This is a genomic window from Sphingomonas aerophila (genome assembly GCF_014199305.1).
Taxonomy (GTDB): domain Bacteria; phylum Pseudomonadota; class Alphaproteobacteria; order Sphingomonadales; family Sphingomonadaceae; genus Sphingomonas; species Sphingomonas aerophila.
In genome coordinates this window covers 69988-85504 of sequence record NZ_JACIJK010000013.1, presented here as the reverse complement: position 1 = coordinate 85504, position 15517 = coordinate 69988, and the positions used below count along the sequence as shown (strand labels likewise).

The following is a 15517-nucleotide window of genomic DNA, read 5'->3' as shown; positions in this document are numbered from 1 at the left end:
CTCACAACGCTTGACGACCGAACGGTACAGAAGTAGTCGCCAATGTGAGTGAGTGCTCACTCACATTTTCAGCTCACGGAATCAAGCATGACCAGAACGCGTCTCACCGCCGCCGCGCTACTTCTCGCGCTCGGCGGTTGCGGCAGCAACGGCGGCCAGGGTGGCCAGGGCGGCCCTGGCGGCCAAGCAGCGCCGCCTCCACCACCCGTGAGCTTTGTTGTCGTTCAGCAAACCCCGGTGTCACTGACCACCACGTTGCCGGGCCGCACCGCGCCCTTTGAAACGTCCGATGTGCGCCCGCAGGTCAATGGCCTGATCCGTGCGCGATCGTTCGTGGAAGGCGACATGGTCCGTGCGGGCCAGCCGCTTTATCGCATCGATGCGGCCCCGTACGAGGCGCAGGTGGCAAGCGCACGGGCGGCTTTAGCGCGGGCGCAGTCAACCATCGCGTCCTCGGGTGCGCTGGCACGGCGCTATGGCGAACTGGTCAAGATCAACGCCATCGCTCGCCAGGAGTTCGAAAATGCGCAGGGCAGCGCCGCGCAGGCGCGCGCTGATGTCGCCGCACAGCAGGCCGCTCTTCGTTCCGCGCAGATCGACCTTGCCCGCACCACGGTGCGCGCGCCGATTACTGGCCGCATCGGGCGATCGCTGGTCACCACGGGTGCGCTGGTCACCAACCAGCAGACCAACCCGCTGACCACCATCCAGCGGCTCGACCCAATCTATGTCGACATTCAGCAGTCGAGCGCCGACCTGCTGCGTCTGCGTGAGCAGATCATGTCGGGCAAGATCTCCCGCGATGGTGCGGCACGGGTGCGTGTGCGGCTGGAAACGGGCAATCTTTACCCGATCGAGGGTACGCTGCGCTTTGCCGACGTGACCGTCGATCCGACCACCGGAAGCCAGACGATCCGGGCGCTGATCCCCAATCCAAAGGGGCTGCTGCTGCCGGGCATGTTCGTTCGGGCCGAGTTGCCCGAAGGCGTCCAGGCGAACGCGATGCTGGTGCCCCAGCGCGCGGTTGGCCGTGACGAGCGTGGCAACCCGACCGTGATGGTCGTTGGCGCGGGTAACAAGGTGGAGGTGCGCCCCATCACGACATCGCGCACCCAGGGTGACAACTGGATCGTGACGACCGGATTGAAGCCGGGCGACCGTGTGATCGTGGAAGGCGCCATGATGCTGCGTCCGGGCATGCCGGTGACGCCGAAGCCATTTTCCGACAAGCCTGCCGCGGGCGCTGCCCCGGCCCAGGCGCGATAGGACTTTTTCATGTCCCGCTATTTCATCGAGCGCCCGATCTTTGCCTGGGTGCTGGCCGTCATGGTGATGATCGCCGGCATTCTCGCCGTGCGGTCGCTTCCAGTCGCGCAGTTCCCGGCCATCGCGCCGCCCGCGGTCGCGATCACCGCGACCTATCCGGGCGCCGATGCCGAGACGCTGGAGCGAACCACCACCCAGATCATCGAGCAGCAGCTGAAGGGCATTGACCACCTTCGCTACTTCTCGTCCTCGTCATCGTCGGCGGGCACCGTCACCATCACCGTGACTTTCGAGCAGGGTACCAACCCTGACATCGCCCAGGTGCAGGTGCAGAACAAGCTGCAGGCCGCGACGCCGCTGCTGCCGCAGGAAGTGCAGCGCCAGGGCATCCTGGTCGCGAAGTCCACGCAGAACATTCTGTTGTTCGTGGGCCTGTACTCGGAGAACGGTTCGCATGACGCGGACGATCTGGCCGACATCGTCGCGTCCAAGATCCAGGATCCGCTGTCCCGCGTCACGGGCGTCGGCGACACACAGCTGTTCGGGTCGCAATATGCGATGCGTATCTGGGTCGATCCGCTGAAGCTCAACAGCTTCAACCTGACGATGGCCGATGTGACATCAGCTGTGACCGCGCAGAACGCGCAGGTTTCGGCCGGCCAGATCGGTGCGCAGCCCGCTCCCAAGGAGCAGATGCTGAACGCCACCGTGTCGGTGTCGTCGCGTCTCACCTCGCCCGAGCAGTTCGCGCAGATTCGCCTAAAGAGCAACGTGGACGGTTCCGTGGTGCGGCTGGGCGACGTTGCCCGCGTCGCGATCGGTGCCGAGAATTACGCCTTCACCGCACAATGGAACGGCAAGCCCGCGTCCGGCATCGCGGTGAAGCTGGCCCCGGGCGCCAACGCGCTGAACACGGTGGTCGCTGTCAAGGAGCGTGTCACCGCGCTTGCTGAAACATTCCCGCCCGACGTGAAGGTGATCTTCCCGTATGACACGTCGCCGTTCGTGCGGTTGTCGATCGAGCAGGTCATCGAAACACTGGTCGAGGCAGTGGTTCTCGTCTTCCTCGTGATGTTCCTGTTCCTTCAGAACTTCCGGGCGACGCTGATCCCGACGATCGCGGTGCCGGTGGTGTTGACGGGCACGTTCGCCGTGCTCGCGGCATTCGGCTACTCGATCAACACACTGACGCTGTTCGGTATGGTGCTGGCCATTGGTCTGCTGGTCGACGACGCCATCGTCGTCGTCGAAAACGTGGAACGACTGATCACCACCGAGGGGATGAGCCCCAAGGAGGCGGCGCGTCGTTCCATGGAAGAGATCACGGGCGCGCTGATCGGCATCGCGCTGGTGCTGTCGGCAGTGTTCCTGCCCATGGCGTTCTTCGGCGGGTCTACTGGCGTCATCTACCGGCAGTTCTCCATCACGATCGTGTCGGCAATGGTGTTGTCCATCGCGGTCGCCCTGGTGCTGACGCCGGCGCTGTGCGCAACCATCCTGAAGCCGCACGATCCCAACAAGACGGAGGGCAACGGGCCGCTCAAGCGCTTCTTCCGCTGGTTCAACCACAATTTCGATCGTGGTCGCGACAAGTATGAAAGGGGCGTGCGCTTCACTGCCCGGCGTTGGGGCCGGTCGCTGATCGCCTATGCCCTGATTGTCGCTGGCATGACCTTCCTGTTCATGCGCCTGCCGACGGGCTTCCTGCCGGACGAGGACCAGGGCGTGATGATCGCGCTGGTGCAGGGGCCGGCAGGCTCAACCACCGCGCGTACGCAAAAGGGCCTGGACCTGGTCCGCGACCATTTCCTTGCTGATGCGAAGGATGCGATCCGGGGCGTTTACACTGTGAACGGGTTCAGCTTCGCGGGCACCGGTCAGAACAGCGGCATCGCGTTCATGCCGATGAAGGAGTGGAAGGATCGACCGGGCGCCGAGAACAAGGCGCAGACGATCATCGGGCGGGCCATGGGCGTGTTCTCGCAGTATAATGACGGCCTGATCTTCGCGGTTATCCCGCCTGCCGTGCAGGAACTGGGCAATGCCACCGGGTTCGACCTCCAATTGGTGGACGAAGCTGGGATCGGCCATGAAAAGCTGCTTGCCGCGCGCAACCAGCTGCTCGGCATGGCGTCGCAGAACAAGTCGTTGGTGGGCGTGCGCCCGAACGCGCTGGACGACGCGCCGCAGTTGAAGGTCAATGTCGACCAGGACAAGGCGCGCGCGCTTGGCCTGGACCTGTCGCAGGTGAACAGCACCATCTCAACGGCGTGGGGTGGTTCATATGTCAACGACTTTATCGACCGTGGCCGCGTGAAGCGCGTCTACATCCAGGCCGACGAGCAGTATCGACAGCGGCCCGAGGACATTGCCAGCCTGTTCGTGCGTGGCGCGAGTGGGACGATGGCGCCGTTCACGGCCTTTTCGGACATGACGTGGCGGCAGGGGCCGATGCAGTTGACCCGCTACAATGGTCAGCCCTCGATGGAGATCCTGGGCCAGCCGGCGCCGGGCGTCGCGTCGGGCGCTGCGATGAAGGCGATGGAGGACATGCAGAAGCAACTGCCCCCTGGCACTCGCCTCGACTGGACGGGCCTCAGCTATGAGGAACAGCTGTCCGGCGGCCAGGCTCCCGCCCTGTACGGACTGTCGTTGTTGATCGTGTTCCTCTGCCTCGCGGCTTTGTACGAAAGCTGGTCGGTGCCGGTGGCCGTGATGCTGGTGGTGCCGCTGGGCATCGTCGGCGCTCTGCTGGCCGCGAGCCTGACGGGGTTGAACAACGACATCTACCTGCAGGTCGGTCTGATCACCACGATCGGCGTGTCGGCGAAGAACGCCATCCTGATCGTGGAGTTCGCCGAGGAGAAGATGCGCGACGGCCTGTCGTCCTTTGACGCGGCCGTCGAGGCGGCGAAACTGCGGCTTCGACCGATCCTGATGACCAGTCTGGCCTTCATCTTCGGCGTGTTCCCGCTGGCGATCGCCAACGGGGCAGGCGCTGGTGGCCAGAACGCGATCGGGCGCGCGGTGGTGGGCGGCATGTTGTCCGCCACGGTGCTCGCGATCTTCTTTGTGCCGATGTTCTTTGTGGTGGTGCTTCGCCTGTTGGGTCAGGGGGGCAAGGCCGATCCGGCTGCGTCCGACGAGCCCCACGGCCATCCGCCCCATGCGGACGAACAGGACGGGCGCGTTGCGCCGCAGGGAGCCTGAAGTGATGACGCGTTCAATGACCCTGGTCGCGCTGGCGGGCGCGACCATGCTGGCGGGCTGCAACATGGCCCCCAAGTACATCCGCTCGGCAGGCGCGGTTCCGGCCGACCTGCCGCAGGGCGGGATCTATCCCGCCGCCGCCACCGACGCGGCGGACGTGACCCGCATCGGCTGGCGCGACTTCTTCACCGATGCGCGGCTGCGTGAGGTGATCGCGGCAGGGCTGGACAACAACCGCGACCTGCGGCTGGCGGCCGCCAACGTGCTCCAGGCGCGCGAGCGTTACCGGATCCAGCGCGCCGCACAGGTGCCCACCACGGGGCTGACCGGCTCCGCGACCTACACCAACAACGCGTTCGGGGCGAGCGGCGCGACGGCGGGTGGCGCAACAGGGGTCGGTTCCGGAGCGGGCGGCACGGGGGGTAGCGGCACCGGCGTTGGCACCGGAACCGGCGGCGGCACGGGAGTCGGTACCGGTGGTGGAACCGGCGTCGGCAGCGGAGCTGGCGTTGGCACCGGGGCAAGCAACCTCGAATTCTACTCCGTCAACGCCGGCTTCTCCAACTTCGAACTCGACCTGTTCGGCCGGGTACGCAACCTGAGCCGTTCGGCGCTGGAGCAGTATTTCGCGACGGAGGAGGCGCAGCGTTCGACCCGGATCAGCCTGATCGCGGAGATCGCCACGGCGTGGCTGCAACTCGCGGCCGACCAGGACCAACTCGCCCTCTCGCGCTCCACGCTGGGCGCGTTCGAACAAACGCTGAAGCTGACCCAGGCACAATTCCGCATCGGCGTCGCGTCGGAGCTGGAAGCGCGCCAGGCTGACACCAACTATCAGGCGGCGCTGAATGACATCGCCGCGCTGGAAGCCCGGACTGCGCAGGACAAAAACGCGCTCGACCTGTTGGTCGGTGCGCCGGTCCAGCCGGCGCAACTGCCGGCGGGCCTCGGCACAGGGGAGGGCGCGACGATCGCGTCTCTGCCTGCGGGGCTGTCGTCCGAGGTGTTGCTGCGGCGCCCGGACGTGCTGAGCGCCGAACATCAGCTGATCGCACAGCACGCCAATATCGGCGCGGCGCGGGCCGCGCGGTTCCCGACCATCTCGCTGACCGCGGCGGTGGGGACGATCAGCACCGCGCTGTCCGGCCTGTTTGGCGGCGGCAGCTTCACCTACACGGGGGCGCCGTCGATCACGGCACCCTTGTTCGACGGTGGCCGGATCAACGCGAACATCCGGCTGGCCGAAGCACAGCGCCAGGGTGCGCTCGCAACCTATGACCGAACCATCCAGGTCGCCTTCCGTGAGGTGGCCGATGCACTGGCGCAGCGGGGCACGATCGATCGGCAGGTGAGCGCGCAGGCGGCGCGGGCCAACTCCGCAACCGTGGCATCACGCCTGTCCGAGGCACGGTACCGGGTGGGGGTAGAGTCGTTCCTCAACACCCTGGATGCGCAGCGGACCGCTTACGCCGCGCAGCAGCAGTTGGTGACCACGCGGCTGACCCGGGCGTCCAACCTGGTGGAGCTCTACCGGTCGCTGGGCGGGGGGCTGCAATAAGGCGGGCTTGCCAAGCGTCGGGAAAGGCGTAGCTTCTCCTCAATAACAAGGAGAGGACTGATGGCCACTGCTGCGCATCCCGCCGCCGACGCTGGCGAGGAGAGCATGATCATCCTGCAAAGCCTGTTGTGCCTGCTGCGTGAAAAGAATGTTCTGAACCGTGCTGACATCGAGGAGCTGTGCGCCAAGGTGGAGCGCCGCGCGATGGGTGTCGTCGAAGGACCGCTGCCCTGCTGTGAAAAGGCCGCGTCGGCGGCGATGGCCGACATGCAGCAGGTCACGAGCTATATCGGCCGCCGTTATGGCGGGAAGCACGCCCGGCCGCGCTGAGCCATAGGCTTTGGCCGATCCAGGAGCCGGGACCCGCGGCGATCGTCCGTCTGGTCCCGAGCCCGTGATGGGGCAGCTTGGATCAGACCGTGCGCATGACCTGGGTGGCAAAGCGCTCCATCTCTTCGGCCTGCGGGCTCATCTGAAGCAGCAGCAGGTGGAGCCCAGCCGCCTCATATTCCTCGATCCTCTCGCGAAGTTGTTCGGGCGTGCCGACCAGGTTGGGGCGAAGGCCGCGGTTCGACACTGAATATTCCTGGATCTTGAGCTCGCGCTCCAGCTGCGTACCCGACAGCCACTGATCGAAATTGGCATATCCCGCGGGCAGCTCGGACACGGTGGTGATCCGCTCCAGCTCCCGTTTCGCTTCCGCTTCCGAGTCGCGCACAATGGCATAGGCGGCCATGCCGTACTGCATGGCCGGCTTGCCCGTGGCTTCGCGCCGCGCGGCCATGTCGGCGATCTTGGGCGCGATCGCGTCGGCCGGGTCGCCGTGCATGACATAAGCGTCGCACTGGCTGGCGATCATCGCCTTGGCCTTCTCGCTCTCACCGCCGGCATAGATGACGGGATGATGGGCAGGCTTGGGAGAGCAGATCGCTTCCTGCGTTTGGTAGAACTGGCCGTTGAACGTGAAGCGATCCTGCGACCACAGGCCATCAACAACGCTTAGCCATTCGGACGTGCGCGCGTAGCGGTCGTCATGCTGGTCGAACTGAAGCCCATATTGACGCGCTTCGTCGGCCCACCAGGACGACACGACGTTGAGCGCGAGTCGCCCATTGCTGATGCGGTCGATGTTGGCCGCAGCTTTGGCGAACAGGGCAGGGTGGTGGAAATTCGGCCGCACCGCGACCATCAGCTCCAGGCGTTCGGTCACCGCGGCGATCGCGGCCGCGGTGGACCAGGCGTCCAGCGCCGGGCTCTCCACGCCCTTGATGTCGTTGAGGTTCAACTCGGCAATCAAGCTGAGCGAATAACCCCAGCGTTCGGAGTCCTGCGCCAGCTTGCGGCTATATTCCCAGCTCGCATCCATGCCCTCGTCGGGAACGTTGCGCAGCCAGCCGCCAAATACGGGCATCCAATATCCAAAGCGCATCAGCCGCGGGCCTCTTCGATCTTGCGGACGAGATATTCGACCAAGCGGTCGTGCGGGTCGTAGCCGAGCACGTCGAGTGGCTTGGCAACGAAATTGGACAGGGCGTTGATGTCGTAGAAGCGGGGCACGCCGTCACGGTCATCCACCATCACCTCGATCCCGCCGACATCAAGGCCGACCGCGGTTGCGATCCGCTCGGCCGCCTCGACCAACTCGGCGGCAGGTTTCACCGCGCGCATGGAGATGCCGCTATCGCCGACACAGGCATCAGCGGGGCACAGGTCGAATGCACCGCCACCGGCAACGTCGATTGCATACAGGAATCGACGGTCGAGCGTTTCGATACGGGTGATCGTGCCGTCACGGGCCGGCACATAGTCTTGCACCAGCAGCACACCGTCGACGCTGGTTTGCAGTTCGCCTGCCCCGATCGCGTAGCGCAGCTCGGCCATGTTATCGAAGCGTGTGATGCCCGCGCCAGAGCCGCCGATGTTGGCCTTCACCACCAAGGGAAAGCCGATCGCCTCAGCCGTCATGGCGACGTCGGACGGGCGATGAACGACTCGGGTCGCAGGAATGGCAAGGCCCAGGCTGGCGATCAGCGACAGTTGGCGCGCCTTGGACGAATCGATCGCGAGCACGGCTGCATCGTTGATAATGCGTGCGCCGCTTCGGGCCCAATGGTCGAACAAGGCGGTCGCAAAGAAAATGGGATGCTCGCCGCCCGATCCATCGCCGGCCCGCAGGAAACTCGACATCGCGATCCGGTTCAGCACCACAGGCGCGGGCGGGACAGGGTCCGCCGGATCCCAGGCGAGATCGGGCGTAAAGGCGCGATAGTTGATGCCGTGCCGGTCCAGCGCCGCGAACAACGGGGCGAACCAGGCGGGGTGCTCATACAGAATGGCTAGGTCGGTCACGATCACAATCGCTTAGCCGCAAGCGTCATGCGCGCAAGGTGGACTTTCGCGGCAGAAGGATTACATACCGGACGATATGGAAACACCCACGATCTGCCAGGCCGTTCACAAGGGCCGTCCGCGGGAGTTCTGCACCGATGCAGCGCTCGCAGCGGCGCTGCGCGTTTTCTGGAGCAAGGGGTATGAGGGCGCTTCGCTTTCCGACCTGACCGAGGCGATGGGCATCACTCGCCCGAGCCTATATGCGGCCTTCGGCAACAAGGAGGCACTGTTTCGCAAGGCACTCGACCTTTATGAGGCCGAGAAGATGGCGTACATCAGCACGGCATTGGCCGAGCCCACCGCGCGAGCAGTGGTTGAGCGCCTGCTCCGGGGTGCCGTGGATGCGCAAACCGGCGTCAGCGAGCCGAAGGGTTGCCTGGGGGTCATCCACTCGGTCGCCTGCGGTTCCGAGGCTGAGGGGATCAAGGCCGAGGTGCTTGCCCGGCGTGCCTCAACGCAGAAGGCGATGACCGAGCGGTTTGCCCGTGCACGCGAAGAGGGTGACCTGCCCGGGCACCTCGAGCCTGAAGCACTGACAGCCTATGTCGTGGCCATCCTTCAGGGAATGGCGATCCAGGCGGGCTCCGGGGCAAGCCGCGAGGGTCTGCACCAGCTTGTCGAAACCAGCCTTGCAATGTGGCCGGGCGGTGAAAAAGAAACGTACCACCCGGTACAGAAAGCTGTTGACGCTTCCATCTCTGCTTAATATACTCCTCGGTATAGATTGGTTCAGGGCTGGAGTCCGATGATGGCATACCTCGCATTTCCCGAATCCGGCGGCATCCCCGGAGCCGCCACGGTGCAGGCTCCTCAGCGCGACACAACGTTGTCGGCGCTGGAATGGTCGATCGTTGCCTTGGCCGAGCGCGACCGCGTGGCGAGCCTGCGCACGCCTGGCCGCGTGTCGCGCGCAATGGCGACGCTGTTCGGCGGCAGCCACAACCCGCAACTCGCCGATCCGCGGCTGGAAGCGCTGCGCCGTATGGCCGTGCTGACCTGGCACTATGGCTACACGGTGCCATCGGCGGCGGTGAAGGATTTTCTCGCCGCCGGCTTCACCGGTGACCAGTACGAACTGCTGGTCGACAGCATCGCCTCCGCCCGCCGCCCGCGGCGGGGGCGCTGATCGCCGCTCGCCTGACCTGACAACTGTCAGGCGGCAAGCAGCTCCAGCGCTTCGCTCGCCTCCAGCCACGCTGCTTCCGCCGCGTCGATCCGGGAACCCAGGTCGGCGCGGCGTTTCATCAACTCGGTCATGGTCAGCTTCGCGAGTGCCGCGTCAGCATTGCCCGGATCGAACATAGCCCGATCGATGGCGCTGCGCTGATCAGTCAGCTTGGTGAGTTCGGCTTCCGCGTCACGCGCGCGCTTGCGCAGCGCCGTTCCCTTTTCCCGCGCCTCCGCTGCCTGACGGCGCTGCTCCTTGCGGTCCGCCTTGTCCGCCCGTGCCGCCGCGTTTTCCGAAGTCAGCAAACGGCGCACATAGTCGTCCAGAGTGCCGTCGAATTCCTCTGCGGTGCCCCCGTCGACCAGCACCAGCCGGTCCGCTGTCATCTCCAGCATGTGACGGTCGTGGCTGACGATCAGCACCGCACCCTGATAGCCGTTGAGCGCCTGGATCAACGCCTCGCGTGCATCGACGTCCAGGTGGTTGGTCGGCTCGTCGAGGATAAGCATGTGCGGCGCATCGCGCGTGATCAGCGCCAGTGCCAGGCGAGCGCGTTCGCCGCCCGACAGCTTGCCGACCTGCGTCGTTGCCTTGTCACCCTGGAACCCGAATCGGCCAAGCTGGGTGCGAACCGCGGTCGGTGTCGCACCCGGCATCAGGCGGCTCATATGCTGGACGGCTGTGTCGCCGTGGCTCAGCTCCTCCACTTGATATTGTGTGAAATAGCCGACCCGCATCTTGGCGCTAGACGCCATGTCGCCCTCCATCGGCGCCAGCTGCGCTGCGAGGAGGCGGGCGAGGGTGGTCTTGCCGTTGCCGTTGCGCCCGAGCAGCGCGACACGATCGTCGGGATCGATGCGCAGATTGAGCCGACGCAGGATAGGCGTGTCACCATAGCCGACGCTGGCATGGTCGAGCGTGATCAGCGGCGGCCGCAGCTCGCCGGGATCGGGAAAGTCGAAGCTGAGCGTCGGATCGTCGAGCAGCTCGGCAACGGGCTGCATCCGGGCGAGCGCCTTGGCCCGGCTCTGCGCCTGCTTCGCGGTGGAAGCGCGGGCGGAGTTGCGGGCGATATAGTCCTGCAGCTTGGCGCGCTCGGCCTGCTGCTTTTCACGAGCGGAGGCGAGCTGCGATTGGCGTTCAGCGCGCTGGCGCTCGAATGCGTCGTAGCCGCCGGGGTACAGCGTCAGCTTACCGCGATCGAGATGCAGGATGTGATCGACGACGTTGTTGAGGAAGTCGCGTTCATGGCTGACCAGCAGGATCGTCGCCGGGTAGCTCTTGAGGAAGTCCTCCAGCCACAGCACCGCTTCCAGGTCGAGGTGGTTCGACGGCTCGTCGAGCAGCAGCAGGTCGGGGCGGGTGAACAGCAGCGCCGCGAGCGCCACGCGCATCCGCCAGCCGCCTGAAAAGCCATCGAGCGGACGGTTCTGCGCTTCCTCGTCAAAGCCGAGGCCGACCAGGATGCGCGCGGCGCGGGCAGGGGCGGCGTGCGCGTCGATCGCGTTCAACCGCTCATGCACTTCACCCAGGCGATCGGGATCGGTGCTGGTGTCGGCCTCGTCCAGCAGGGCGGCGCGCTCCGTATCGGCGGCAAGCACCGTTTCGAACGGGGTGGCGGAGCCTGCCGGCGCTTCCTGCGCGATGTAGCCAAGGCGGGTGCCGCGCGGCATCTCCGCCCCCCCGGTATCCGGGTCAAGCATGCCGGCGACGACCCGCACCAGCGTCGACTTGCCGGCGCCGTTGCGTCCGACCAGTCCGACGCGGCTGCCCGGCGGCAGTGCGGCGCCGGCATGGTCCAGGATCGTTCGGCCGCCGAGCCGGACGGTGATGTCACGAAGATTGAGCATGATGCGCGGCCCTTATCAGCCCCGCAGCGTCTCGGCGAGCCGTTCGCGATCAACCTTTCCTTCCCAGCGGGCGACAACGATTGCGGCGACGGCATTGCCGACGAAGTTGGTAAGGCTGCGGCATTCGCTCATGAACCGGTCGACACCCAGGATCAGCGCCATGCCCGCGACGGGTACGCTGGGCACGATCGACAAGGTCGCGGCAAGGGTGATGAAGCCTGCGCCCGTCACGCCGGCCGCACCCTTGGACGACAGCATGGCGACCCCGACGAGCAGCAACTGTTCGCCGAGCGGCAGGTGAACGCCGACCGCCTGCGCGATGAACAGGCTCGCCAACGTCATGTAGATGTTGGTGCCGTCGAGGTTGAAGGAATAGCCCGTCGGAACAACCAGCCCTACCACGCCGCGATCGCAGCCCGCGGCTTCAAGTTTGCGCAGCAGGTTCGGCAACGCTGCCTCGGACGAGGAGGTGCCGAGTACCAGCAGCAACTCCTCGCGCAGATACGCGATCAGCCGAAAGATCGAGAAGCCATGTGCCCGGGCGACCGTGCCGAGCACCACCAGCACGAACAGCAGCGATGTGCCGTAGAAGGTGAGCACAAGCTTGCCGAGATCCACCAGCGACCCGGCCCCGTAGGCCCCGACGGTAAACGCGATCGCGCCAAAGGCGCCGATCGGAGCCGCACGCATCAGGATCGCGACCAGGCGGAAGACGACAAGGGCAAGCCGCTCCACCGTCACCAGGATCGGTCGTGCAGGCTCGCCCACCAGGCTCACGGCGATGCCGAACAGGACGGCCACGAACAGGGTTTGCAGGATGGAACCGCTGGTCAGCGCCGACACCATCGTGTCCGGGATGACGGACAGCAGGAACCCGGTCACGCTGGTTTCGTGCGCCTGGGCGGCATAGGTTGCAATGGCGCCTGTGTTGAGCGTCGCCGGGTCGACATGCATGCCGGCGCCCGGCTGGACGATGTTTCCCACCAGCAGCCCGACGATCAGGGCGAGGGTGGAGAAGAACAGGAAATAGCCAAACGCCTTGGCTGCGACCCGGCCCACCGTGCGCAATTCACCCAGCCCTGCGATCCCGCTGACCAGCGTCAGGAAGATCACGGGCGCAATCACCATCTTTACCAGCTTGATGAACCCGTCACCCAGCGGCTTCATCGCTTCGCCGGACGCCGGTGCGAGATGGCCGAGCAGCGCGCCCGCCACGATGGCGACAATCACCTGAAGGTACAGGTGCTGCCACCAGCGCGGGGCAACGGCGTGTTCGGCGGCAGGCGTATCGACGATCATGGCGATCCTTTCGGCGGCGTGCCTAGCGGATGGGGCAGCATATCGCGAGCTTGGCGGCGCGGGGTACCGGCCAAGCGGCCAGAATGGCCCTTAACGGCTCTTTAGCCTTCTTCGGGCTATGGCTTGAGAACGATCTCTATCCACCGACGACTTCCTGTCTGTCGGCTCGATCGAAGGAGCAACGGCTTTGACGTCATTGACGTCACGATTGGCAAGATGGCGCAGCGGCTTCGTGGCGGTGCCACGGGTGCGCATCCTGTTCTGGGCGATGCTCATCGCGATGCTGTTCTACGCGATCGACCTTGGCGCTCCGATCGAACGTGGGCTTCACAACATTCGCGACATGATCCGTTCTACACCAGCGGACGGGCGCGTCGTAGTCGTGGAGATCGACAACAGCTCGCTTCGCGCCATCCCGGATTGGGGGTCTAGGCGCTCGCTTGATGCAAGGCTCGTGGACAACCTGTTCGAGCTGGGCGCACGCCAGGTCGTCTTCGACAAGGTCTACACCGACCCAAGTCCCAACGGCGACGACGGTGTGTTCGCCGCTGCCCTGAAGCGCCACGCCGGACACGTGACCCTTGCCACGCGGTTCGAGGTAAGTCGCACCACGAAGAAAAAGGAAGTTCTCCGGCCGACGCCCGCCCTGGCCAACGTCGCGAAGCTCGGCTCTATCAACGTCTGGCGTGATTTCCTTGGGTCGACGTCTGGAGTGCCGTTCTCGACCAGGATGGACGGCAAGCTTTATCCGTCGTTCGCTTCCATTCTGTCGGGGCAATATTCTCCGCGGACCGACCTGTTCGCGCCAGACTTCGCGATCCGCGCCGATAGCGTTCCGACCGTGAACCTGACGGACGTTCTGTCGCGCAGCCCCGCTACCCACATTGTAAAAGATCGCGACGTCATCATCGCGAAGACCGCTGACTCGCTGGGCGACACGCACTACGTGCCGGGACAGGGGCCGATCCCAGGCGTGTACGTCCATGTCATCGCAGCGCAGACGCTGCGGTCCAGCATGCCACGCGATCTGGGTGGGATTCCGGCCCTTCTGTTCACATTGCTGGCGTGCATCGCCTATGTTCACGCGACCAAGTCCGGGGCCCGGTGGCTGATCGGGCTTGGCACATTTGGGGTGCTTCTGGTCGCCCCAGTGTATCTCGACGCGAAGCACATCGCCGTTCAGATCTGCCCGGCGATGCTCCTGGGGATCATTGTAGCCGTGCGCGCTCGCATCCTGGTCCGCGCAGGGCACAACGCGACCACCGGGCTGCCGACCCTTGTTGGCGCCCGCACGGAGAACCGCACGGTTCCCTATACGCTCGTCGCCATCAAGATCGGGAACCATGCAGACCTTCGAGCTACGCTGACCCGAGCGCAGGAGAAGCTGCTGATCACCGAGATCGCGCGGCGTCTTCAGGTCGGCGAGGCGTTGGAGCTGATGCACGGCGACGATCTGTTCGTCTGGCGCACAGCCGAACCGATCTCCCCACAATTGTTCGACCATGTGGAAGGGCTGCACGCGCTCCTGTCGTCTCCGGTCAGCGTCGGCGGCAGGCTGATCGACCTTTCGGTTGGCTTTGGCATCGAGAACGAGCGCGACCGTCCGTTGATGAACCGGGTCGGCAGCGTGGAGGTTGCCGCAAGCGAAGCCGCGTCGCAGGGCAGCAAGTACCGCGTCCACGATCCACGTCGCTTGGAGGACGCGACCTTCCGCCAGTCGCTGCTCAGCCAGCTCGACCTGGCGCTGGCCAATGGAGAGATCTGGGTCGCCTATCAGCCCAAGCTCGACCTGCGCGGTAAACGGATCATCGGGGCCGAAGCGCTGATCCGCTGGTCGCACCCGGACCGCGGCATGGTCCCGCCCGACCAGTTCATTCCCGTCGCCGAGCAGTCGAACCGGATCGCCGGCCTGACCATGTTCGTGCTGGAGCACGCGATTCGCGACATGCGACGCCTGGACACCTTCGATCCTGAGTTCAGTATCGCCGTTAACCTGTCGGTGCGGATGCTGGGTGAGCCGAATCTAGCGGACGAAATCGCTGCGTTGCTGGCCAAGCATGCGCTGCCGCCACATCGACTGGTGCTCGAGATTACCGAAAACGAAGAAATCGATCCGAACGGGATGCATTTGAAGACGCTGTACGCCCTGCGTGCGCTCGGGCTGCACCTATCGATCGATGATTACGGCACGAAGTTCTCAACCCTCGACTACATCCGGCAGTTGCCTGCGTCAGAGATCAAGATCGATCAACGGTTTATCGGCAATGTACACCAGGATCGGAATGCTTGGATCATGGCCCGTTCAACCGTGGAACTTGCGCATTCACTTGGCCTGAAGGTCGTGGCGGAGGGCGTTGAACTGCCTGAAACGCTGGCTGCATTGACCGAAATGGATTGCGATGTTGCGCAGGGCTATCTGATCAGCAGGCCTGTACGCTTCCCCGATCTGGAACGGTTCATATCCGCTACAAAAATGAGACGAGTTGCTTAGGTTAACAGATTGATAACCGCATAAGTCAATGGCATGTTGATTCCCGCAAGCTGTCCGCTTGTTCAACGGGGAATTAACCATGGCTAAGAAGGTTAAGACTGGTCGCACCGGTTTTTGGGAATGGTTCTCGCCGGGCGGCTGGGGTGGCGCAGGCGAGCGCTAAGCTTCAGTTTACGGGCAGGGGGCAGCCGGTCATCCGGCGCCCCCTGTTTTTTATTTAGCTGGCTAGCCTGGTCGGTACCTCCGTCAGAATAGATCCAGCGAACGATGCTGATCGCGCCCGC

General features: G+C 64.9%; 11 protein-coding genes. 7 read left to right on the top strand and 4 right to left on the bottom strand.

Annotated elements, in window-relative coordinates; genetic code table 11:
- Positions 1-87: 87 nt before the first annotated feature.
- The 4 genes from FHS94_RS17285 to FHS94_RS17270 are packed head-to-tail and all read left to right on the top strand — an operon-like array spanning position 88 to position 6364.
- Positions 88-1266, top strand: a complete 1179-nt coding sequence (locus tag FHS94_RS17285; protein WP_184060214.1) for an efflux RND transporter periplasmic adaptor subunit — start codon at positions 88-90, stop codon at positions 1264-1266.
- Positions 1267-1275: 9 nt separating this feature from the next.
- Entirely contained in the window at positions 1276-4476 is a 3201-nt protein-coding gene (locus FHS94_RS17280; RefSeq protein WP_184060212.1) for an efflux RND transporter permease subunit, read from the top strand.
- Positions 4477-4480: 4 nt separating this feature from the next.
- Entirely contained in the window at positions 4481-6034 is a 1554-nt protein-coding gene (locus FHS94_RS17275; protein WP_184060210.1) for an efflux transporter outer membrane subunit, read from the top strand.
- A 60-nt stretch (positions 6035-6094) separates the two neighbouring features.
- On the top strand, positions 6095-6364 hold the full coding sequence (locus FHS94_RS17270) for a hypothetical protein (protein WP_184060208.1): 270 nt from the start codon (positions 6095-6097) through the stop codon (positions 6362-6364).
- A gap of 82 nt (positions 6365-6446) precedes the next feature.
- Here FHS94_RS17270 and FHS94_RS17265 read toward each other — a convergent pair whose 3' ends face one another.
- Together FHS94_RS17265 and FHS94_RS17260 are read right to left on the bottom strand one after the other, a co-directional pair.
- Complete coding sequence (locus FHS94_RS17265) at positions 6447-7463, bottom strand: LLM class flavin-dependent oxidoreductase (RefSeq protein WP_184060207.1); 1017 nt, start codon at positions 7461-7463, stop codon at positions 6447-6449.
- A complete protein-coding gene (locus FHS94_RS17260; protein ID WP_184060205.1) occupies positions 7463-8383 on the bottom strand; it encodes an ATP-grasp domain-containing protein in 921 nt (306 codons plus the stop codon). Before FHS94_RS17260 ends, FHS94_RS17265 begins: the two co-directional genes overlap by 1 nt.
- Positions 8384-8459: 76 nt before the next feature.
- On the opposite strand from FHS94_RS17260, the gene FHS94_RS17255 reads away from it, so the two are divergent.
- On the top strand, positions 8460-9131 hold the full coding sequence (locus FHS94_RS17255) for a TetR/AcrR family transcriptional regulator (RefSeq protein ID WP_184060203.1): 672 nt from the start codon (positions 8460-8462) through the stop codon (positions 9129-9131).
- Positions 9132-9173: 42 nt separating this feature from the next.
- A complete protein-coding gene (locus tag FHS94_RS17250) occupies positions 9174-9551 on the top strand; it encodes a hypothetical protein (RefSeq protein ID WP_184060201.1) in 378 nt (125 codons plus the stop codon).
- Positions 9552-9577: 26 nt separating this feature from the next.
- Here FHS94_RS17250 and FHS94_RS17245 read toward each other — a convergent pair whose 3' ends face one another.
- The gene (locus FHS94_RS17245; protein WP_184060199.1) at positions 9578-11443 is read right to left on the bottom strand and encodes an ABC-F family ATP-binding cassette domain-containing protein; all 1866 of its coding nucleotides are present in this window, start codon (positions 11441-11443) and stop codon (positions 9578-9580) included.
- A 15-nt stretch (positions 11444-11458) separates the two neighbouring features.
- Entirely contained in the window at positions 11459-12742 is a 1284-nt protein-coding gene (locus tag FHS94_RS17240) for a dicarboxylate/amino acid:cation symporter (RefSeq protein WP_184060197.1), read from the bottom strand.
- 232 nt (positions 12743-12974) lie between these two features.
- Here FHS94_RS17240 and FHS94_RS17235 point away from each other — a divergent pair, with 232 nt between their 5' ends.
- Complete coding sequence (locus FHS94_RS17235; protein WP_221234855.1) at positions 12975-15233, top strand: EAL domain-containing protein; 2259 nt, start codon at positions 12975-12977, stop codon at positions 15231-15233.
- Positions 15234-15517: the final 284 nt, after the last annotated feature.

Coding starts and splice junctions, on each gene's coding strand:
- FHS94_RS17255 (WP_184060203.1), top strand. CDS start 8,460: ATGGAAACACCCACGATCTGCCAGGCCGTTCACAAGGGCCGTCCGCGG.
- FHS94_RS17240 (WP_184060197.1), bottom strand. CDS start 12,742: ATGATCGTCGATACGCCTGCCGCCGAACACGCCGTTGCCCCGCGCTGG.
- FHS94_RS17250 (WP_184060201.1), top strand. CDS start 9,174: ATGGCATACCTCGCATTTCCCGAATCCGGCGGCATCCCCGGAGCCGCC.
- FHS94_RS17275 (WP_184060210.1), top strand. CDS start 4,481: ATGACGCGTTCAATGACCCTGGTCGCGCTGGCGGGCGCGACCATGCTG.
- FHS94_RS17280 (WP_184060212.1), top strand. CDS start 1,276: ATGTCCCGCTATTTCATCGAGCGCCCGATCTTTGCCTGGGTGCTGGCC.
- FHS94_RS17270 (WP_184060208.1), top strand. CDS start 6,095: ATGGCCACTGCTGCGCATCCCGCCGCCGACGCTGGCGAGGAGAGCATG.
- FHS94_RS17265 (WP_184060207.1), bottom strand. CDS start 7,463: ATGCGCTTTGGATATTGGATGCCCGTATTTGGCGGCTGGCTGCGCAAC.
- FHS94_RS17285 (WP_184060214.1), top strand. CDS start 88: ATGACCAGAACGCGTCTCACCGCCGCCGCGCTACTTCTCGCGCTCGGC.
- FHS94_RS17245 (WP_184060199.1), bottom strand. CDS start 11,443: ATGCTCAATCTTCGTGACATCACCGTCCGGCTCGGCGGCCGAACGATC.